Annotated in this window: 18 protein-coding genes; 13 read left to right on the top strand and 5 right to left on the bottom strand. The window is 36.9% G+C overall.

Going from position 1 to position 20,127, the window contains the following annotated elements:
• Positions 1–6: 6 nt before the first annotated feature.
• Entirely contained in the window at positions 7–849 is an 843-nt protein-coding gene (locus tag CVT07_RS08960; protein WP_107936431.1) for a DUF3737 family protein, read from the bottom strand.
• Between the two features lie 123 nt (positions 850–972).
• Here CVT07_RS08960 and dcd point away from each other — a divergent pair, with 123 nt between their 5' ends.
• The 6 genes from dcd to pseG all read left to right on the top strand — a co-directional run bounded on the left by dcd (position 973) and on the right by pseG (position 5,998).
• A complete protein-coding gene (gene dcd, locus CVT07_RS08955) occupies positions 973–1,533 on the top strand; it encodes a dCTP deaminase (protein ID WP_002939953.1) in 561 nt (186 codons plus the stop codon).
• A gap of 10 nt (positions 1,534–1,543) precedes the next feature.
• Positions 1,544–2,143 carry a formyltransferase family protein gene (locus CVT07_RS08950; RefSeq protein ID WP_107936433.1) on the top strand — a complete coding sequence of 200 codons (600 nt, stop codon included), beginning with the start codon at positions 1,544–1,546 and terminating at the stop codon, positions 2,141–2,143.
• 193 nt (positions 2,144–2,336) lie between these two features.
• Entirely contained in the window at positions 2,337–3,332 is a 996-nt protein-coding gene (gene pseB, locus CVT07_RS08945; protein ID WP_107936434.1) for a UDP-N-acetylglucosamine 4,6-dehydratase (inverting), read from the top strand.
• Positions 3,329–4,441: a UDP-4-amino-4,6-dideoxy-N-acetyl-beta-L-altrosamine transaminase gene (gene pseC / locus CVT07_RS08940; RefSeq protein ID WP_107936436.1), complete on the top strand. Its 1,113-nt coding sequence runs from the start codon at positions 3,329–3,331 to the stop codon at positions 4,439–4,441. Before pseB ends, pseC begins: the two co-directional genes overlap by 4 nt.
• 3 nt (positions 4,442–4,444) lie before the next feature.
• Positions 4,445–5,125 (top strand): pseudaminic acid cytidylyltransferase, encoded by a 681-nt coding sequence (gene pseF, locus CVT07_RS08935; protein WP_107936438.1) that lies wholly within the window; start codon positions 4,445–4,447, stop codon positions 5,123–5,125.
• A complete protein-coding gene (gene pseG, locus CVT07_RS08930) occupies positions 5,126–5,998 on the top strand; it encodes a UDP-2,4-diacetamido-2,4,6-trideoxy-beta-L-altropyranose hydrolase (protein ID WP_107936440.1) in 873 nt (290 codons plus the stop codon).
• 6 nt (positions 5,999–6,004) lie between these two features.
• Here pseG and CVT07_RS08925 read toward each other — a convergent pair whose 3' ends face one another.
• Both CVT07_RS08925 and CVT07_RS08920 read right to left on the bottom strand, forming a co-directional pair.
• Positions 6,005–6,691, bottom strand: a complete 687-nt coding sequence (locus CVT07_RS08925) for a PIG-L deacetylase family protein (RefSeq protein ID WP_107936442.1) — start codon at positions 6,689–6,691, stop codon at positions 6,005–6,007.
• Positions 6,681–7,373, bottom strand: a complete 693-nt coding sequence (locus CVT07_RS08920; RefSeq protein WP_107936444.1) for a methionyl-tRNA formyltransferase — start codon at positions 7,371–7,373, stop codon at positions 6,681–6,683. Before CVT07_RS08920 ends, CVT07_RS08925 begins: the two co-directional genes overlap by 11 nt.
• Positions 7,374–7,468: 95 nt before the next feature.
• Here CVT07_RS08920 and pseI point away from each other — a divergent pair, with 95 nt between their 5' ends.
• On the top strand, positions 7,469–8,500 hold the full coding sequence (gene pseI / locus CVT07_RS08915) for a pseudaminic acid synthase (RefSeq protein ID WP_107936446.1): 1,032 nt from the start codon (positions 7,469–7,471) through the stop codon (positions 8,498–8,500).
• Positions 8,497–10,494 carry a motility associated factor glycosyltransferase family protein gene (locus tag CVT07_RS08910; protein WP_107936448.1) on the top strand — a complete coding sequence of 666 codons (1,998 nt, stop codon included), beginning with the start codon at positions 8,497–8,499 and terminating at the stop codon, positions 10,492–10,494. The genes pseI and CVT07_RS08910 overlap by 4 nt, the downstream gene beginning before the upstream one ends.
• Before the next feature lie 269 nt (positions 10,495–10,763).
• Here the strand turns inward: CVT07_RS08910 and CVT07_RS08905 are convergent, their stop codons facing one another.
• A complete protein-coding gene (locus CVT07_RS08905) occupies positions 10,764–12,257 on the bottom strand; it encodes a flagellin B (protein WP_107936450.1) in 1,494 nt (497 codons plus the stop codon).
• Positions 12,258–12,459: 202 nt separating this feature from the next.
• On the opposite strand from CVT07_RS08905, the gene topA reads away from it, so the two are divergent.
• From topA to crcB, 5 genes are read left to right on the top strand one after another with little or no spacing between them, the layout of a single operon-like run.
• Positions 12,460–14,586, top strand: coding sequence for a type I DNA topoisomerase (gene topA / locus CVT07_RS08900; RefSeq protein WP_107936452.1), 2,127 nt, complete (start codon positions 12,460–12,462; stop codon positions 14,584–14,586).
• A 3-nt stretch (positions 14,587–14,589) separates the two neighbouring features.
• Complete coding sequence (locus tag CVT07_RS08895; protein ID WP_107936454.1) at positions 14,590–16,152, top strand: DUF262 domain-containing protein; 1,563 nt, start codon at positions 14,590–14,592, stop codon at positions 16,150–16,152.
• Positions 16,149–17,789, top strand: coding sequence for an ATP-binding protein (locus CVT07_RS08890; RefSeq protein ID WP_107936456.1), 1,641 nt, complete (start codon positions 16,149–16,151; stop codon positions 17,787–17,789). The genes CVT07_RS08895 and CVT07_RS08890 overlap by 4 nt, the downstream gene beginning before the upstream one ends.
• Positions 17,782–18,630, top strand: a complete 849-nt coding sequence (locus tag CVT07_RS08885) for a biotin synthase (protein WP_107936458.1) — start codon at positions 17,782–17,784, stop codon at positions 18,628–18,630. The genes CVT07_RS08890 and CVT07_RS08885 overlap by 8 nt, the downstream gene beginning before the upstream one ends.
• Entirely contained in the window at positions 18,630–18,983 is a 354-nt protein-coding gene (gene crcB / locus CVT07_RS08880) for a fluoride efflux transporter CrcB (protein WP_107936460.1), read from the top strand. Before CVT07_RS08885 ends, crcB begins: the two co-directional genes overlap by 1 nt.
• 623 nt (positions 18,984–19,606) lie before the next feature.
• Here crcB and CVT07_RS08875 read toward each other — a convergent pair.
• Complete coding sequence (locus CVT07_RS08875; protein WP_107936462.1) at positions 19,607–20,089, bottom strand: hypothetical protein; 483 nt, start codon at positions 20,087–20,089, stop codon at positions 19,607–19,609.
• Positions 20,090–20,127 lie beyond the last annotated feature (38 nt).

Here is a 20,127-nt window from a genome sequence, read left to right as displayed (position 1 = left end):
TTTTGTCTAAATTTCATCCGTGATGATCTCTATCTTGCTTACATCAACCAAGCTGCCGTCTATGATGATCTCCTCTATCTTGCCAGCTCTTATGACGCCGCTTTTTGGATTTTTCACACTTTTTATGCTGCTTTTTGTGCTCACATCGACGCTTGAATACTCAAAAGCAAGGCTTGTATCCATAAAAATGCAATCTTTCACGACCAAATTTTCCACATAGCAAAGCGCTTGCAAGCTCTTTATCGTGCAGTCTATGAGCGTCACATTTTTAGCGTTCCAGGCTAGGTATTCGCCTGAGATGAGGCAGTTTTGCGCGACCACGTTTTCGCAGTTCCAAAAGGCGTCTTTTGAGATGAGCTTTGAGTTTGTGATGCGAAGGTTTTTGCAGCCATCAAAGCAGTAGTTGCCGTCTAAGCTTAGCCCATCAACCTCCAAATTTTCGCTATTTGTCCCAAAGTAATCCCCTTTTGCAAAGACGTTTTTTATCTTCACGTCCTCGCACCCCCAAAGTGTCTCGGCAGCGTCTGAGAAATTTACATTTTCAAGTGAAATTTGCGAGCTTTTTCTAAAGCTTTTTGGCGCATTTATGACCACGTCTTTGAAGCTTAAATTTGTGCTGTACCACATACCAGCCCTTGCTAGAGGCTCCAAGTATCCGCCATTTAGCGTGATGTCGCTTGCGTACCAAAGTGGATATTTGTAGGCAAAAACGCACTCATTTAGCTTTAAATTTGAGCTGTGTTTTAGCGGCGACTCGCCATCTTCAAAGATGCAGTTAATAAAATTTATCCCCTTTGCCCCAAACATCGCGCGTTCTCCAGTGAAAATTTCAGCGTTTCTCTCTTGCATTTTTGTCCTTTATTAAATTTTTCTTTCAAAATTATACTGATTTTCTCAAAATTTATTGCAAAATGCCATTAAATTTACTTTAAAGACGCAAAGCGTTATAATCGCCCCAAAAAAGGAGCAAAAATGGGTTTAAAATCAGACTCTTGGATAAGGAAAATGTCGGTTGAAAAGAAGATGATCGTGCCATTTGCCGAGGAGCAAGTGGGTCGCGGCGTCGTTAGCTACGGCGTTTCTAGCTATGGCTACGATATCCGCGTGGGCGATGAGTTTAAAATTTTCACAAACATCGGCGGAACCGTCGTTGATCCAAAGAATTTTGATGAGAAAAATGTGGTTGATTTTAAGGGCGACGTCTGTATAGTGCCGCCAAATTCTTTTGCTTTAGCGCGCACGATCGAGTACTTTAACATGCCTGATAACGTGCTAGCGATCTGTCTTGGCAAGAGCACATACGCAAGGTGCGGCATCATCGTAAATGTGACGCCTTTTGAGCCGGGATTTAAGGGGCATATCACGATAGAGATCTCAAACACGACGCCACTTCCTGCGAAAATTTATGCAAACGAGGGCATCGCGCAGGTGCTATTTATCGAGGGTGATGAGCCTTGCGAGGTGACTTATGCTGATAAAAACGGCAAATACCAAGCCCAAGAAGGCATCACGCTGCCTAGAATTTTGAAATAAAGAGATAAAAATGGCAAAAATTTTATATTTAGGTGTAGAGTCCGAACTGATCCAATTTTTAGAAAGCGATGGCAATAGCGTATTTTGCACAGCTAATCCAATAGATGAAGATATGGTTATAAATAATAAATTTGATTTCATAGTCAGCTATAGATATAAATTTATATTGCCAGAGCAAATACTAAGGCATTTTGAAGACGCTGCTGTAAATTTACATACATCACTTTTGCCATTTAATAGAGGATATGACCCAAATTTTTGGTCTTTTGTTGATGGAACGCCAAATGGAGTAAGCATTCATTATATGACCGCAAAATTAGATAAAGGCAATATTATTGTGCAAAAAAAGATTGTTTTTGATGCAAAGCTTCATACTTTTGAAAGTAGCTATGAGGTCCTTCAAGAAAACATCAAACAACTATTCAAAGAAAATTGGGACAGCATAAAAAACAAAACTTGCCCTAAGATACCGCAAGAGAGTCTATGGGATGGAAAAGGTACATATCATAGAAGTACTGATAAAAATGAACTATTGCCATTTTTAAAAAATGGTTGGGCGACAAATGTAGCAGAATTTTTAGAAATTTTAAAAGAAAATAAAGCCATATAGAGTTTTTGAAATTTATAATTTTTGTACGTATTCTCTAAACATTAACGGAATTTTGACGAAATAGAAGCTAGAAAGAGCGAAGCTTTGATAAACAAAGTTTAAATTTGGCACGGCTTTTGCTTGAATTTTTATAGAGAATATTTTAAAATAATATAATTAGAAATCAAAAACTGCTGTCAAAAAAGGTACTGGAATGTTTAACAACAAATCGATATTGATCACCGGCGGAACAGGAAGTTTTGGTAAAAAGTACACCGAAATTTTGTTAAAAAAATACAAGCCAAAAAGGCTAGTTATCTACTCACGCGACGAGCTAAAGCAATACGAAATGGCGCAAGTCTTTAAAGACAAGGCCATGCGCTTTTTCATCGGCGATGTGAGGGACTATAAGCGCTTGAGAACTGCGATGAACGGCATAGACTATGTCATCCACGCAGCTGCGATGAAACACGTACCAATCGCAGAATACAACCCAATGGAGTGCATCAAAACAAACATAGATGGCGCTCAAAACGTCATCGACGCCTCTTTGGAGTGTGGCGTTATCAAAGTGATCGCACTCTCAACTGATAAGGCGTGCAACCCTGTAAATTTATATGGAGCTACAAAGCTAGCCAGCGACAAGCTCTTTGTCGCTGCAAATAACATTGTTGGAGACAAAAAAACAAGATTTAGCGTCGTAAGATATGGAAATGTCGTTGGTTCACGTGGCTCAGTAGTGCCACTTTTCAAAAAGCTGATCGCACAAGGAGAAAAAGAGCTTCCTATCACGCATGAGAAGATGACTAGGTTTTGGATCACGCTTGAACAAGGTGTAAATTTCGTCCTTAAAAACTTTGAGAGGATGAAAGGCGGCGAAATTTTCATACCAAAGATCCCGTCAATGACGATGGTCGATCTTGCAAAAGCCCTTGCACCAGACCTTGGCGTCAAGATCATAGGTATTCGTCCAGGCGAAAAGATGCATGAGATGATGATCTCAAGAGATGACGCGCATCTTACATACGAATTTGATGATTACTACGTTATTAGTCCGTCTATCCAGTTTTTAACAGCGCAAGACTTCTCGACAAATGCTCTTCATCAAAAGGGCAAACCAGTTAGCGAGGACTTTGAATATAGCTCAAATACAAATAAAATTTGGCTCGATAGAGCAGGCCTTCTTGAGATGATAGGAGATGCTAAATGATCCCCTACAGCCGTCAGCAGATCACAGAAGAAGATATTAAGGTAGTAGCAGATGCGCTAAGAGACGACATCTTAACAGGTGGTCAAAAGGTCAGTAAATTTGAAGAGGAGTTGGCAAAGTATGTTGGCGTAAAGCACGTGATCGCTATGAACTCAGCCACTTCGGCCCTTCATGTAGCCTATCTTAGCCTTGGCGTAAAGGCTGGCGATGAAGTGATCACGACACCTATCACCTTTGCAGCCACTGCAAATGCAGCTTTGATGGCAGGAGCGCAGGTCAAATTTTGCGACGTAAAAGCAAATGGCAACATCGATGAAGAAAAAATTCCAGCTCTAATCACGCCAAAAACAAATGTGATAACAGCGGTTGATTACGGCGGTAACCCAGTGGAGCTAGATAAGATCATAAATTTAGCCAAAAAGCACGGCATAAAAGTGATAGACGACGCCTCTCATGCCCTTGGTAGCGTGCAAAACGGCGTAAAAGTGGGCGTTAAGGCTGATATTAGCATATTTAGCTTTCACCCGGTAAAGCCTATCACCACGCTTGAGGGCGGCGCGCTTGCTACAAACGACGATGAGCTAGCAAGACTAGCAAGGCTATATAGAAGCCACGGCATCACCAAAACAAAGCTTTGGGATAGCGACATGAGCCTACTTGGATACAACTACAGGATCACAGACGTAACCTGCGCTTTGGGGCTTAGCCAGCTAAAAAGGCTGGATGGCTTTATCGCTAAAAGAAATGAGATAGCTAAATTTTATGATGAGAAATTTAGCGGGTGTGAGTACTTTAAAACTATAAATATCCCAGCAAATACAACTAGCTCAAGGCACCTATATCCAGTGCTTTTGGATGAGAAATTTTGGGATAAAAAAGAGCAAATTTTTGAAGCACTTTTGCAAAAAGGCGTTGGTGTGCAGGTGCATTACAAGCCAACATATAAATTTAGCTTTTATAAAGCGCTACTTGGCGAAATTTCGCTGCCAAATGCGGAGAAATTTTATAGCGCCGAGCTTAGTATCCCATGCCACCATGGTATGAGCGTGGATGATGCTAAATTTGTTGCAAGCACGCTTTTTGATGTGCTAAAAAGCTTTAGCGAGTAAAAAATGATCTGCATCATACCAGCAAGAGGCGGCAGCAAGAGAATACCTGGCAAAAACATCAAAGACTTTTTAGGCAAGCCTTTAATCGCATATAGCATCGAGGCTGCGCTAAATTCTAAAGTTTTTAACGAAGTGATCGTAAGCACCGATGATGAAATGATCGCAAATGTGGCTAGAGAATTTGGAGCTAGTGTGCCATTTTTTAGAGATACAAACCTAAGCGATGACTACGCGACAAGTACTGACGTGATAAAAGACGCGATAGGGCGCGTAAATTCTAGCTTTAGTGATGTCTGCTGCCTTTATGCTACAGCACCACTCATAACGGCTGAAATTTTAAAAGAGGCCGCAGAGGAGTTTAAAAAGCAGGAGTGTAAATTTTTATTTTCAGCGACTGCGTTTGATTTTCCTATACAAAGGGCGATAAAACTTGATGAAAATGCTAGAGTTAGTATGTTTTATCCGCAGTTTGAAAAGACACGCTCGCAAGACCTTGAGCCTGCATTTCATGACGCTGGGGCATTTTATTTTGGCAAAAAAGAGGCTTGGCTGGAGTGCAGTGCTTTGTTTGCGCCACACTCAAAGGCGTATTTATTGCCAAGAAATTTAGTTTGCGACATCGACACGCTAGAGGATTTTGAGTTTGCTAAGAAGCTTTATTTGATAAATAATGGAAAGATTTGATTGAAAGAATTTAAAGGACTCCCCCTGCTAAAAACGCTCGTGCGCGCCGATAGTAGCAGTAAGATAGGGCATGGGCACATCAGGAGAGACCTTTTGCTTGCTAAAAAATTTAATAACATCTCATTTGCATCTTTAAGGCTAGATGGTGACATTTTTGATGAGATAAACTACCCTAAATTTAGCTTAACAAGTGGCGAGATAGATGAGCTTTGCGAACTTATAAAAGATAATAAATTTGAGCTTCTCATTATCGATCACTACGGCTTTAGCTTTGAAGATGAAAGAGCTATAAAAGAAAAAACCGGCGTTAAAATTTTATCATTTGACGACACTTACGAAAAACATTTTGCAGACTACATTTTAAATGTAAATTTATATGCGAAAAAGGCAAGATATGAGGGGCTGGTAGAAAAAGGCTGTGAGGTATTTTGCGGGAGTGAGTTTTTGCTAGTTAGAGATGAGTTTTATGAAGAAGCGCAGGTAAAAAGGGAGAAAATTTACGACTACGCTATCATTCTTGGAGGCACTGATATCTCAGGGCTAAGCGCTAAAATTTCAGAAAAACTGCTTCTTAAAAACCAAAAAACAGCCATCATCACAACTAGCGGAAATAAAAACTTAAGCGCACTAAAAGAGTTATCAAGTAAAAACGAAAATTTTAGCCTTTTTGTAGATAGTAAAAACGTAGCAAGGCTAATGAATGAGGCCAAAATGCTCATCATAACAGCAAGCTCGCTTGTAAATGAAGCTTACGTTTTGGGAGCTAAATTTAAAGCCATTTGCGTAGCGGATAATCAAAAGGAGATCTTTGCTTGGCTAAAAGAAAATGGATATGAAGCTTATTTTGGAGATGAGATTTTTCTAAGCTTATAAAGCCTTTTATCTTATAATCCTCACACTTTTAAATGCCTCAACGTACTTTTTGCCAACTCTCATACCATGATATTTGGCGTTTAGTTCTATGCCTTCAATGCTTCTTGGATGTGGAAATTTACAAAGTTCTGAGTTGTACTCTTGCATAGCTTTTTGTTTTAACTCAAGCGTCTGCGATATATCAAAAAATACATCAGGGGAGAAGCTTAAAGGATAGTTCCACTCGGTAGAGGATAATATTTCAAAGCTATAAATTTCTGATACAGTTTCGTTTTGCATCGGTCTTGTAGCTGTTATCGTGGCTTCATATGTGATTTTATGGTCTATATTTAAGTCATTTTTATAATGAGTAAAAATTATATCTGGGCGAATATTCTTTTTTACCTGCTCAATACTTTTTACAATATCTAGTAGATCAACGCTATCAAAGCGGTTGTCTGCAAAATTTTCAATAAATACATCTTTTATACCTATTATCTTGTTAGCTTTTAGTATCTCTTGTCTAAGTGTACTTATCTCATCTTTCTTATCCAGTACATCTCTTTGATCACTACGACTTGTCTTGCCTTCGCCAAGTATAAGAGTGTACGCTTCGTACTCTCCGCTTTTGATAAGTTTTGCCACAGTACCAAAACAGCCCAAGACCTCATCGTCAGGATGCGCTGCTACTATCAATATACGCTTATTTTTCATAAATTTCAAACCTTCCTATTATTTTTTTATTCTTGTTTTTTACTGAGCTAAATTCTATTTTATACTTTTTAAATTCCAAAAATGCCTTTGGGTAACCATCTGCGTCTAGCATTCTGATAAAATCATAAATTTTTATTAGGTCTGGATGTTTGAGTGTTTTTAGATCGCTCTGCTCAGGCCTTCTGCGTTCAAAATTTACGACTTCACCGACTTGATCAACGGGTGTGATATCTTCTAGTAAAATTCTAGGTATCATTTTAAAAAAAATAATATTTGAAATATTGATAAAAATTTCCTTTGCGCTGCCGGCACTTATATCTATATCCTCTTTTAGATAAATTTTGCCAGCGTCATACTCTTTGATAGCTTCTAAGGCTGAAATTTTTGTCTTGTAAATTTGGCGGATGATTAGATTTTGTAAAGGCGATCCACCTCTACCAAAAGGTAGATCACTAGTGTGAAAAACTATACATTTAAAATTTAGATATATGCTCTCTGGGATAAACCAAGACCAGTGTGGAAAAAATATAAATTTTGGATTTATTTTTAATACAGTGTCGATATTTAGATCTTTTTTATCTGTTATGAGGTAAAAATCAAAATCTTCATATTTTTGTTTTAAAAGATTAAAATTTTTTATATTCCAGTTTTTTATAGTTGCAATTAAAATTTTTTGCTTCATTATTTCGCTTCTTTTAATTATGATTTTTTGATTATACCAGGCAATGATATATTTTATGATAAAATCCGGTTTAATATATTTTGCAAGGAGTACGCATGAAAATAGCAGATTTTGATACGGACAAGAAAGTCTTTATAATAGCCGAACTCTCGGCCAATCACAGCGGCAGCCTAAAAACAGCCATAGAGACCATAAAAGCAGCAAAACGTGCTGGGGCTGATGCAATAAAGCTTCAAACCTATACTCCAGACGGCATGACACTAAATTCGCAGCTAGACGACTTTGTCATAAAAGGTGGGCTTTGGGACAAGAGAAACTTGTACGATCTATATAGCGAGGCCTCAACTCCAAAAGAGTGGCATGCGGAGCTTTTTAGAGTAGCCAAAGAAGAAGGCCTCATCTGCTTTTCAACTCCTTTTTGCAGAGATGACGCTGATTTTTTAGAGCAATATAATCCACCAGCCTATAAGATCGCAAGCTTTGAAGTGACGGACTATGATTTTGTAGAGTTTGTAGCCAAAAAGGGCAGACCTACTATTATCTCAACAGGTATTGCATATGAAGAAGAGATCAACGATGTGGTTCAAATTTGCAAAAACGCTGGTAATAGCGATATCGCACTTCTAAAATGCACATCAAGTTATCCAGCGCCATTAAATGGCATGAATTTACGAACTATTAAGGATATGAAAGAGAGATTTGGTGTTGAAGTCGGTTTTTCAGACCATACTTTAGGTGTGACAGCCCCAGTTGTGGCAGTTAGCCTTGGCGCTAGAATGATTGAAAAGCACTTTATACTTGATAAGAGCGTAAAAAGTGTCGATAGTGCTTTTAGCCTTGATGAGAGCGAATTTGCTCTTATGACAAAGTGTGTTAGAGAGGCCGAGGAGCTTATAGGAGAAATTTCATATGAAGTCGGTGAAAAAGCACTAGCTAATCGCTTTTTCTCACGCTCGCTTTATGCAAGTGCAGATATTAAAAAAGGTGAAATTTTTAGTGATCAAAATATAAGAAGTGTACGTCCAGGGCACGGTCTTCACCCTAAATTTTTAAAAGAGCTGATCGGAAAACCATCAAAAAGAGATATCAAATTTAGTGAGAGAATAACAAAGGAGGATTTGATATGAGTGATAAAAAAAGCAAAGTGAATAGCCAAAAACCAATGCCACTAGAAGAAAATCAGGTAATTATTCAAAACCCAATCTTTAAAAAAAACCTTCAAGCCCTCTTTCAACAAGATGAAATTCTAGCAGCTAGGCTTTGGTCTATGGAAGCAAATAAAGATTATGAAATTTTTATAGGGAAAGACCCTATTGATGTAAATTTAATAAACAAACACACTTTTAGATATGTATATGATAATCCAGTTACAGATACTTTAAAGCTACTTGAAGATATTGAAAAGGACTACAAGCGTTATCCGATATTATTTTTTTATGGGTTAGGCAATGGAGTACTTTATAAGGCATTGGCAAAAAATGAAACTCACCAAAAAATAGTAGTGATTGAGCCAGAGATCGAGATAATATATCTTGTATTAAATGTTATTGACCTATCAAGCGAGCTATCAAGCGGACAAATAGTACTTTTTTATTCTGATTTTGCAACCTATACACATTTTTATTATTTAATAACAGAAGCCAAGCTAAATTCATATGCTAAAACTTATGACCTTATGGTTCATGCCCCTTTTTATGATCAGTTTGAAGAAGACTATGTAAGGATAAATAAAGAGATCGCAAGAGCACTTTCTCAGATAGTGGTTGCTCACGGCAATAGTATAGATGATCTTTTAATAGGAACAAGGCAAAACTGTGAAAATTTAACATCTATGATTAAAAATTATAGCTACAAGAGTCTTATAAAAAAAAGACATGGTCTTATGGATACAGCCGTCATTGTCTCAACTGGTCCTAGCTTGGACAAACAGCTTAAAACGCTTAAAGAGTTTGCCCCGTACGCTACTATCATAAGCGTTGATGCTTCTTATCCGATACTTGCAAAGCATGATATTAAGCCAGACTACGTAGTATCTATCGAGAGAATGATACCAACATCAACTTTTTTTGAGAAAAAATATCCAAAGATCGATGATAATATTTATTTTATAGTTGCCTCTGTTACGCATAAGCAAACCATCAAAAACATCTTACCAAGAAAATTAGTACTAACTATGAGACCTCAACAAGAGGAGTTTATGTACGGACTAAAAAGATATGGCTATCTAGGTGTTGGGCATAGTTGTGCAAATATGGCTTATCAGTTGGCTTATGTATTAGGCCATAAAAACATCGTTTTTATAGGACAAGACCTAGCCTTTGGCAAAGATGGATCAAGTCATGCAAAGGGTCATGCTTTTGCACAAGCAGATGAAAATTTATATGTTAAAGCTTACGGAGGGGAAGGAGAGGTTAGGACAACATATGTTTGGACCTTGTTCAAAAACCAGTTTGAAAACGATATTGCCCAATCGAGCTTAGTGAACGTAGTATCATATAACTGTACCGAAGGAGGTGCTAGGATAGAGGGAACAATAGAAAAGCCATTTTTGGATACTATGAGTGAGCTTTGTAAAGACAAAAAAGTAAAAAAACTTCCTAATATCAAAAAAGAGAGCGAAGCAACTATAAATAAAAATTTACTAAAAGCCTATGAAGTAATACGAGCAAAAACAAAAGTTCAGGGCGAAGTAAAACATCAGATAGAAAAAGTATTTTTGGAACTAGTACCTATTATAGATAAGCTACTAGAGCTTAATAGAGAACGCAAAATCACAAGCAAGCATTATGACGAACTTCTTAAAATAACAAAAAAGATAGACAAGTTAAAAGATGTGATTTCAAAAAAAAGCTATCAAAAGTATATAGAAAATATTTTACAAATTTCAGTCTATCATCAAGAGCTTGAACTTGCTAAAATCTCCGTAGCGCCAAGCGACACAACTATACAAAAAATAAATAAGCTACTTGAGTGGGTAGATATGCATAAGTACTGGATGTTTTCTGCAGCCGGGGGTCTAAATGCTGATATTGAGGTTACTAAAAAGGCATCAAAAGCACTTATTGCAGAGCTTAAAAAAAGAAAGCTAATAATTAAAAATGAGATAGGAAATATAAAATAGAATTTTGTCTATGTGAGTAAAATAAAGCTTTTACTCACAATATTATACCCTTCAACACACAAACCAATTAAATCATCTAAGTTCAATTAACATAACTATACTCTAGCAAATTTATATTTTTGAATTAAATATATTTTATTTTATAAGATTTAAAACCCCAAAGACTAGCTTTGGGGCTGGGGGTTTGCGTATTGTAAAAGCATTAACACATATTAAGGCTTTTGCTACTGCAACAAAGCCTTATTTAAAACTTAATTTAACTAGCTACGTTATTGTAGTAGCTTCATTACGTTTTGTTGAACGCTGTTTGCTTGACTCATAGCATAAGCACCTGATTGAGCTAGGATGTTATGTTTTGAGAAGTTAGCAGACTCGCTAGCAAAATCTACGTCCCTGATTTGTGATTCTGCTGATTTTACGTTAACTTGAGTTACAGTTATGTTGTTAACTGTAGCTTGAAGTTGGTTTTGAACTGAACCAAGGTCTGAACGAACTTGATCAAGTGTTTTTTGAGCTGACTCAGCGATACTCATAACAGCCATCGCACCGCGAAGTGTCATAACACCTGCAGATTGATTTTTGTCTAGGCCTTTACTCATTCTTTGGAAGCCCATAGCATCTGCTAATTTTTTATCTATTTGACCTCTTACATCTCTAAGAGAAACAGATTGTTGAGCACCACCGTCAACAGAGAATGCTTGTGATAGGTTAAGTGCGCCACCAGCGTCTAGTTTGATATCCCTACCATCAAGACGAACTAGGTTTAGTCTGCCCACAAATCCATTTGTTATATTGTTTTCTTTGCTACCAAGACCTTTAGAGATGTCGTCACCTTCTATCTTAATAGCACGACCATCACGGCTTGTTAGTACCATTTCGCCTGTTTCAGCATCAACAGAAGCTTCAACACCAGTTTGGTCTTTTACAGAGTTGATAGCATTTACTAGTGCGCCATTTGAGTCATTTTTCTTAACCTCTAAGTCGCCTATTTTAACACCATTGATTATTAAAGATTTGATTTCGCCACCTTGAATAGCTTTTCCAGCTTTCCAGGTAACGTCAGCTGTAGCTCTAACGCCAGTTTTATCAGCAACTTTGTTGATATTTTCAGCTAGAGCACCAAGACCTTTACCGATACCAGTTGAGATAACAGCAGATGTAACTTTAACATCGTTTACGCCATCAACGTTTAAGAATTTAAGATTTACTTCACCCATAGCTGTAAGTAACTTTGAACTCTCAAAACGTGTAAGACCGATCTTGTCAGATGTAGTCGCACCAATACTTGCTTTAACAGTTTGGTTTGAATAAGCACCTATTTGGAACTCTTTATTAGAGAATGTTCCGTTTAGTAGTTGCTGACCGTTAAATGAAGTAGTGTTACCGATATTGTCAAGCTCCTCCATTAGACGAACGACATCGGCTTGCAATGCTTGGCGTGATTGAGTTGTTTGGCCGTCTTGAGCTGATTGAGTAGCTTTAGTCTTGATAGTATCAAGAATTTTTAGCTGCTCGTCCATAGCTTTGTCGGCAACTTGAATGATACCAATAGCATCATTACCATTTGCAATAGCTTGACCTAGAGCTGAAGCTTGACTTCTTAAGCTATCTGCGATAGATAGACCTGAAGCGTCATCTGCAGCTGTTTGAATTCTAAGACCAGAACTAAGTTTGTTAAGTGACTTAGATAGGTCAACGTTGTTGCTAACTGCGTTAGCGTGTGTGTTAAGTGCGTTTACGTTTGTGTTAATACGAAAACTCATTGTAAATCCTTTTATGTTTTAAGTTACGACTTCATGTCGCACGAAAACTATATCGATCGGTTTTTAAAAAAGTTTAGAGTTATGCATAAAAATTTTTTATAAAAAACAAAAATTGCGCTCCATCTAAAAATTTTTCGCACCATGCACTCTAAAAAATTATTTCTGCTACAATTACGCCAAAAAATTCAAAGGCTATATATAAATGAAAAGCTTAATCATCGTGGAATCTCCCGCAAAAGCAAAGACTATCAAAAATTTCTTAGACAAAAGCTATAACGTCATCGCCTCAAAAGGCCACATCAGAGACCTGCCAAAAACGAGCTTTGGCATCAAGATAGAGGATGATAAATTTACCCCGGAGTATCGCATCAGCAGCGATCACTCCGCCATCGTAAAAGAGATAAAAGAGCTAGCTAAGGGTGCAGATGAAATTTACCTCGCGACCGATGAGGATAGGGAGGGTGAGGCGATCGCATTTCACATCGCAAATGCCATCGGCAAAGAACCAACCAGCCTGCCTCGCATCGTCTTTCACGAGATCACAAAAAGCGCCATACAAAACGCTCTAAAAAGCCCAAGGCACGTCGATATGAATAGCGTCAATGCCCAGCAAACAAGGCGCTTACTTGACCGCATCGTTGGCTACAAGCTAAGCCCGCTTTTAAATTTAAAGATACAAAAAGGCTTAAGCGCTGGCAGGGTGCAAAGTGCGGCACTAAAGATAATAGTCGATCGCGAGCGTGAAATCCAGGCGTTTAAACCGGTTGAATACTACACCATTGACACCGTTTTTAAAAAAGACCTAGACGCTGAGCTAGTAAAATTTGAAAACCAAAAGATCGAAAAGCTCACTATCCAAAATCCAGACCGCGCAAAATATATCATTGAAAATTTACAAAATGAGAAATTTAGCGTCCGTGAGATCGAGAGCAAGGATAGAAAGATCCAGCCAAGTCCGCCATTTATGACTTCAACCCTTCAACAAAGTGCGAGTAACCGCCTTGGCTTTAGTCCTAAAAAGACGATGATGATCGCGCAAAGCCTCTATGAGGGCGTGCAAACAAACGAGGGCTTCATGGGTGCGATCACATATATGAGAACGGACAGCTTAAATTTAGCCAAAGAGGCCGTCGCAGCCGCTAGAGATCACATCCTTCAAAACTACGGCAAAGAGTATCTGCCAGCCAAAGCGATAAGCTACACGACAAGCTCAAAAGGCGCGCAAGAAGCCCACGAAGCGATCCGCCCTACAAATTTAAACTTCACACCGCAAATCGCGGCTAAATTTTTAGAAAAAGATGCGCTCAAACTCTACACGCTCATCTACAATAGATTTTTAGCCTGCCAAATGAGCGCATGTGTGAGCCAAACGCAAAACGTCTATGTCGCAAGCGAAAAAGGCGAGTTTAAGATAAGTGGTAGAAAGGTGCTATTTGACGGCTTTTACAAGGTTTATGGCGAGCTTGATAAGGATAAAATTTTGCCAAATTTAAAAAAGGGCGACGAGATGAGTTTGCAAAGCATAAAAAGCACGCAAAACTTCACCGAGCCACCAGCCAGGTACTCTGAAGCTGGCCTTGTTAAAAAGCTAGAGAGCCTAGGCATCGGCCGCCCAAGCACCTACGCACCGACCATCTCGCTGCTAACATCAAGAGACTACGTTAGGATCGAGAAAAAGCAGCTCATACCAAACGAGATCGCATTTAGCATGATAGGCGTTTTGGAGGAGCACTTTAGCAACATCGTCGATAGCGAATTTACCTCACATCTTGAAGAAAAGCTCGATGAGATCGCGCTTGACAAGGCTGACTGGCAAAAGGTGCTAAGCGACTTTTACTATCCATTTATGGAAAAAATAAGCGCTGGCAAAACTGGCATAAAAAGCCTAAAAACAGCCACTCCGATCGGAGAAAAATGCCCAGAGTGCGGAAGCGAGCTAGTACTTAGAAAGGGCAGATATGGCGAGTTTATCGCTTGTTCAAATTTCCCAAAATGCAAATATTCAAGAAACGTCGCAAAAGATAATGAAAAGAGTGCAGAAACTGGCTCTGCAACGGCTGCTAAGCCAAAACGTGAGCTTAAAAAGCTTGACGTGCCATGTCCAAAGTGTGGCGGCGAGATCGTAGAGAGATTTAGCAGGCGCGGTAAATTTTATGGATGTGCCAACTATCCAAAATGCGACTTCATCTCAAACTACGAGCCAGTCGCGCAAAAATGCGACGAGTGCGGCGGCGATATGATCAAAAAAGAGCTAAAAAAAGGCACATTTATAGAGTGCACAAAGTGCAAGAAAAAGACACTAGTAGATAATCAAAATAATGAAGGATGAATCATGGCCATTCAATTAAATGCTGAACAAAAATACATATCTAAAATTTTTGGTGATAAGACAATATATAAAATACCACCATATCAAAGAGCTTATTCTTGGAGGAAGGATGAATGTGAAGAATTATTTGATGACCTAGCAAATGCATTTTTGAACAATACCGAGGAGGGGTATTTTTTAGGAAACATAATTTTAAGCACATCTGTTAAAGATGAATTTGAAGTTATTGATGGGCAACAGCGTTTAACAACTGTATCAATGCTATTAAAAGTATTATATGGATTTGACAAAAGCAACGAAACGCTTAAAAGTACTATTTGGGTACTAGACGACCGAAGTAGAGAGAAACAAAAGCAAAGAGTGGAAACAAATATATTTATTGAGGATGACCATAATTCATTTAGGAATGTTCTATCTGATGATTATGAATATAAAAAACCAGATAATTTACAAAATAATTTTTATAATAATATATTTTATATATATGAAAAAGTATACGAATTTAGCAAAAAGCATGACATTTGCAAGTTTGTAGATTTTATACTATACAAAGTATCTATGCTTCCTATCTATACAGAAGGAAACGACACATCGGCAACTAGGGAAAAGGCACTTAAAATTTTTGAAACTACAAATAATAGAGGTATGGCACTTGATGATAGTGATATATTTAAATCAATGCTTTACTATATGGCAAATAGAAAAGAAGAAGGAAATAACTTTATAGACCTTTGGAAATCTTTTGATGAGCAGTGTAATATTTTAGACGATTCAAAAGATAATAAAATCAAACTTAGAATTTTTAGGATATACTCTTATATTATTCGCGGACAGGAAGGTATAAAGAGTGTTGAAATCGGACTCAGAGAGTTTTTCAATAAAATGGAATACTCGCCATTTAAAAAGAAGACATACAAGGAAATTTTTAACGATTTAAACAACATTTTATCTGCAATAAAACTATTTGAAAATATTAAAAAATCAAATAAAGAAATTTCAAAATGGTTTCAGCTTTTAGATCTTTATAGCAATATGTATCCAAAAGATACAATGATAGTTTATTTAACCAAAAATAATCTTGACATAGGAGGCAAGGCCGAACTGTTTGCAAAAAATTTAGTTAGAGATTGCTACGCCAAAGGAGCAACATCAACTATTAAATTTGATATGTATGGTTTAATAGTAAAAATAATGTATGATGAAAATATAGAATCAAAAAAATATGATGATTTAAATTTTGAATATTTTGGAATGTTATATAAAGGCTTTGGCTTACTTGGAGCATACCTAAATAAAGATCAAAAGGCTATATATCCATATGAAATGATAAGAATAAGAGATGTGGTAAAAAATTTTAAAACATCTGACTATTCGTCTTTTGATTATATAGGAAATATTATACCATCAAATATTACAACCAAATACATAAATGATGCAAGCGACATAAAAGTATTAGATTTGGTCGATATAGTAGAAAAAAGAGAGCTATGGGGTGAAATCGAGCATCAAAATCGAGTAGATATGTTGCGAGATAGATATGAACTTTTCTTTAAAGGCCAAATATGAAAATTCAAAAAATCCATATTAAATATTTTAAGGCATATGAAGATTTTAGTATAGATTTTAATAAGAATAACTGCTTAATATACGGTGAAAATGGAACAGGTAAAAGTTCGCTCTATGAGGCATTGCATTCGATATTCTACTACGACAATGTAAGAAATATATCAAAAATAAAAATTGAAGAAGACTATAAGAATAGAAGTTTCAAGAATAAAGACATAGAAATATGTTTAAATTTAGACGACGGCAAAACAATTAGTATAGAATCTGATGAAATAAACAATAATGATTTTGTTTATTTTAACAATAGTGGAAAAAAAATAGGAGACAAAGTTATTTTTCCAAATTTTTACTTTGCCAATGAAAAAATATTAAATAGATTAGTTAAAGAAAATTTTTATATAGCCATCAAAGATACGCTATCTTTTTATTTCAAACAATTTTGTTCAATAGCAGATGCAAATGAAGATTCTAACTATAAACCATATCACACCGAAAGCGTATTCCATGAGTTTAAAGATATCGAAGCACTAAAAAGAAAAATCCTTAACGAGAATATTAAGCCGGAAAACGAAACAGAAGATTTATATATAAGAAGGATTATTGAAAGTAAAATAAAACAGCAAAATCAATACTTAAAGATCATACTCAATAAAATACCACGAGATAAGATAAATAGTATACTCAAAGATAACTTTAAAGAAAATATTTCCATATCATTTGATTTTGAAGGGGCAAGACTTGACGATAGTGATATTTTAAAATTTATTGAGCCTAACATTAAGATTAAAATAAACGATGAAGACTATAAAGGAAAACTATATCACCATTTCAATGAGGCAAAATTAAAATTAATAAGCGTTGCCATATATTTTGCTATTGCAAAACAGTATGAAAACTCAAAGCCGGGCGGTTTAAAATCGTTGGTCTTAGATGATTTCTTGAGTTCGCTAGATATGGCAAATAGAAAATACATAATGCAGTATATTTTAGACGAATTTAAGGACTATCAAAAAATTATCCTAACGCATAATTTGCATTTCTTTAACGTTATCATCAAATTATTAAAGTTAAATAATGTGGAAAGTGATTGGGAATGTAAAAAACTTTTTATTTTTGACGATAAACCAGAAATTTACGATCATCATACTAGCTATATTTCTAGGGCAGAAGAAGAACTTAAGAAAGCAAACCTAGACACTGCCGCAAATCTCCTAAGAAAGGAATTTGAAAGGATATGTAGCGAATTTGAAGAAGCTCTGCAAATCGGCAAAAAAGAAGAAATGAAAATAATAATTGAAAACTTAAAAAATACTAGTAAAATACCCTTTTATAATGCTTATAAAAATTTAATTAAAATTTTAGAAAATTTTGAAGATATTATTGGCAAAAAATGCAATAGCTTAGCTACGTTACAAGACTATATTAAAAAGCAAAAAGATAGCATTTTAAAATTTGATAAGTGCAAAATAAAAGAAATAAAAATAAATGACTTTATAAAAAATATACTTTTAAATCCAATGTCACATTATGATATAGAAAACGAATGCTACGAGAAAGAATTCAAAGATGCCATTGAACAACTAAAAAAGTTAGATGAAAAACTTAAAATTGTACAAGGTGTAGCAAAAAATGATTAATGTAAAAACAATTATGCTTTGTGCGATATGCTCCGTCACGCAGGGAAACTGCGCTGAGGACTGCGCTTATTGCACGCAAAGTGCCAAAGCTGGCGCTGATATCACGAAATTTAAAGAAAAAAGCGTGCAGCAGGTGGTGGATGAGGCTAAAATGGCTTATAAAAACCACGCTCTTGGCTTTTGTTTAGTCACAAGTGGCGCCAGGCTAAATGACAAAAAGACCGACTACATCGCCTCTTTAGCAAGAGCTGTGCATAAAGAAGTGCCAAATTTGATGCTCATCGCATGTAACGGCATGGCGACTTACGAGCAGCTTTGTGAGCTCAAAAATGCTGGCGTTTTTAGCTATAACCACAACCTAGAAACAAGCCGCAAATATTTCTCAAAAATCTGCACAACGCACTCTTGGGACGAGAGATATCAGACAAATTTAGACGCAAAAAGGGCTGGGCTCATGCTTTGCACTGGCGGCATTTACGGCGTTGGCGAGAGCGAGACTGACAGGGTGAGCTTTAGAGCTAGCCTAAAAGAGCTTGAGCCATTTTCGTCGCCTATAAATTTTTTCATAAAAAGCGACGCACTAAGGCTTGAAGAGCCACCTCTTAGCGCGGATGAAGCCCTAAAAATCGTGCGTGAGACCAAAAGCGCGCTGCCAGAAACTAGGGTCATGATAGCTGGCGGCAGGGAGAAGATATTAGGCGAGAGGCAGTACGAGATCTTTGAAAATGGCGCCGATGCGATCGTGATAGGCGACTACCTCACCGCAAAGGGCGAGAAGGCAAGCAAGGACATCGAGGAGCTTACAAAGCGCGGATTTAGCTTTGCAAGCATCTGCCACTAATGCTTGTAAATTTACTTTTTGCGGGGCTTGGAGGCTTTATAGGGGCTGGGTGCAGGTTTTTAGCTGGCGAGCTACTAAAATTTAGCCACTTCCCGCTAACCACGCTTGGCGTAAATGTGCTTGGTAGTTTCATTATAGGCGTTTTATTTTGCTTAAATTTAAGCCAAAGTTTGAGAGTGTTCTTGGTCGTTGGCATACTTGGCGGCTTTACCACGTTTTCAAGCTTTAGCCTTGATAGCGTGAAATTTTTACTAGAAGGCGAACTCATAAAAGGCTTTTTAAATATATTTTTAAACCTTAGCCTTTGCCTACTTGCAAGCTATCTTGGCATTTTACTTGGTAAAAATTTGTGAGAGCTTGCAAATTTAACAGAGCTTAAATTTTGCTAGATTTTCTTAACCGCATGCAGTGCGAAGCACTGAAGCATGCACCTCTAACGTTGTCGGAGTTAGGGGATTGTTAAGGGGAAAGGGAGCGACTTCGTAAGTCAAGCCTCTTCCACCTTAACAAAGAAGAAAAAACTTTAAATTTCTAAAAAACTATTTTGCAAATTTTAAAATCTTACTCACTCGCCTTAGCAGACTACTAAATTTAGGCTACACTTCGTTTAGCACTAAATTTAGAGCCGTGATATGCTCTTAAAATTTACTTGAGTTTCTTTGTCATAAAACGCATGCAGTGCGAAGCACTGAAGCATGCCATCTCTAACGTGCGAGGGGTTTGGGGGATTTAAAAAGGGGGATAAGGGGACGGCTTCGTAATTTAAGTCCCCTTGTCTCCCTTTTGATAAATTTACATCTCAAAGCAAATTTTAAACTTTCATTCACTCGCAAGAATTGGCTACTAAAATTTGGCTTCGCTTACAGCTTAACTCAAATTTTAGAGCCGAAATTACTCGCTCATGAAATTTTAAAATTTACTGAGGCTTACCGATATACAATCGCATGCAGTGCGTAGTGCCGTCACATGTGCCTCTCTACCTAGCTTCTATCTTTGGCATCTGTAGCATAAAATTTCTAGCTTCTCTTAAAAGCACTGGTTTAAGGGCATCTGCTGATGTTTGTGGATCATAAATTCTCTCATACGAAAGCATCAAAACTCCATCTTTTTTAAGCAAAAAGTGGATTATTTCTATATTTTTGCTCTTAGTTTCATTTTTTATAAGAGCTAAAATTTGATCATTTTCTTCGCTAAAAAGCACGTTTTTATCTTGCTTAAGAGCCATTTTTAGCTTTTCTAGCTCGCTTTTTGTCTTGACATCTTTGTCAAACTTTACCTTAAAAGCAGCAAAGTGCTCGTCCATGTTTTCATTTTTTAAAAAGTAAAAACTCTCATTTTTAACCACTTGTTTTTTATAAAATGTGCTGCCATCAAATCTAAAACTCTCAACTAAATTTAGCTCGCCTGCCAAAGAAAAGACGCCAAAAAATATCAAAATAAAAAGGCTAAATTTACGCATAAAATTTCACTCCAAATTTCTAAAAATAGCCGCCATTT

The organism is Campylobacter concisus (genome assembly GCF_003048875.2).
Taxonomy (GTDB): Bacteria; Campylobacterota; Campylobacteria; order Campylobacterales; family Campylobacteraceae; genus Campylobacter_A; species Campylobacter_A concisus_AU.
This window is presented reverse-complemented; position numbering and strand designations above follow the sequence as displayed.

Bases quoted from the DNA above. Each gene is read 5' to 3' on its own strand.
- CVT07_RS08960 (WP_107936431.1), bottom strand. From the start codon at position 849: ATGCAAGAGAGAAACGCTGAAATTTTCACTGGAGAACGCGCGATGTTT.
- dcd (WP_002939953.1), top strand. From the start codon at position 973: ATGGGTTTAAAATCAGACTCTTGGATAAGGAAAATGTCGGTTGAAAAG.
- CVT07_RS08950 (WP_107936433.1), top strand. From the start codon at position 1,544: ATGGCAAAAATTTTATATTTAGGTGTAGAGTCCGAACTGATCCAATTT.
- pseB (WP_107936434.1), top strand. From the start codon at position 2,337: ATGTTTAACAACAAATCGATATTGATCACCGGCGGAACAGGAAGTTTT.
- pseC (WP_107936436.1), top strand. From the start codon at position 3,329: ATGATCCCCTACAGCCGTCAGCAGATCACAGAAGAAGATATTAAGGTA.
- pseF (WP_107936438.1), top strand. From the start codon at position 4,445: ATGATCTGCATCATACCAGCAAGAGGCGGCAGCAAGAGAATACCTGGC.
- CVT07_RS08925 (WP_107936442.1), bottom strand. From the start codon at position 6,691: ATGAAAAATAAGCGTATATTGATAGTAGCAGCGCATCCTGACGATGAG.
- CVT07_RS08920 (WP_107936444.1), bottom strand. From the start codon at position 7,373: ATGAAGCAAAAAATTTTAATTGCAACTATAAAAAACTGGAATATAAAA.
- pseI (WP_107936446.1), top strand. From the start codon at position 7,469: ATGAAAATAGCAGATTTTGATACGGACAAGAAAGTCTTTATAATAGCC.
- CVT07_RS08910 (WP_107936448.1), top strand. From the start codon at position 8,497: ATGAGTGATAAAAAAAGCAAAGTGAATAGCCAAAAACCAATGCCACTA.
- CVT07_RS08905 (WP_107936450.1), bottom strand. From the start codon at position 12,257: ATGAGTTTTCGTATTAACACAAACGTAAACGCACTTAACACACACGCT.
- topA (WP_107936452.1), top strand. From the start codon at position 12,460: ATGAAAAGCTTAATCATCGTGGAATCTCCCGCAAAAGCAAAGACTATC.
- CVT07_RS08895 (WP_107936454.1), top strand. From the start codon at position 14,590: ATGGCCATTCAATTAAATGCTGAACAAAAATACATATCTAAAATTTTT.
- CVT07_RS08890 (WP_107936456.1), top strand. From the start codon at position 16,149: ATGAAAATTCAAAAAATCCATATTAAATATTTTAAGGCATATGAAGAT.
- CVT07_RS08885 (WP_107936458.1), top strand. From the start codon at position 17,782: ATGATTAATGTAAAAACAATTATGCTTTGTGCGATATGCTCCGTCACG.
- crcB (WP_107936460.1), top strand. From the start codon at position 18,630: ATGCTTGTAAATTTACTTTTTGCGGGGCTTGGAGGCTTTATAGGGGCT.
- CVT07_RS08875 (WP_107936462.1), bottom strand. From the start codon at position 20,089: ATGCGTAAATTTAGCCTTTTTATTTTGATATTTTTTGGCGTCTTTTCT.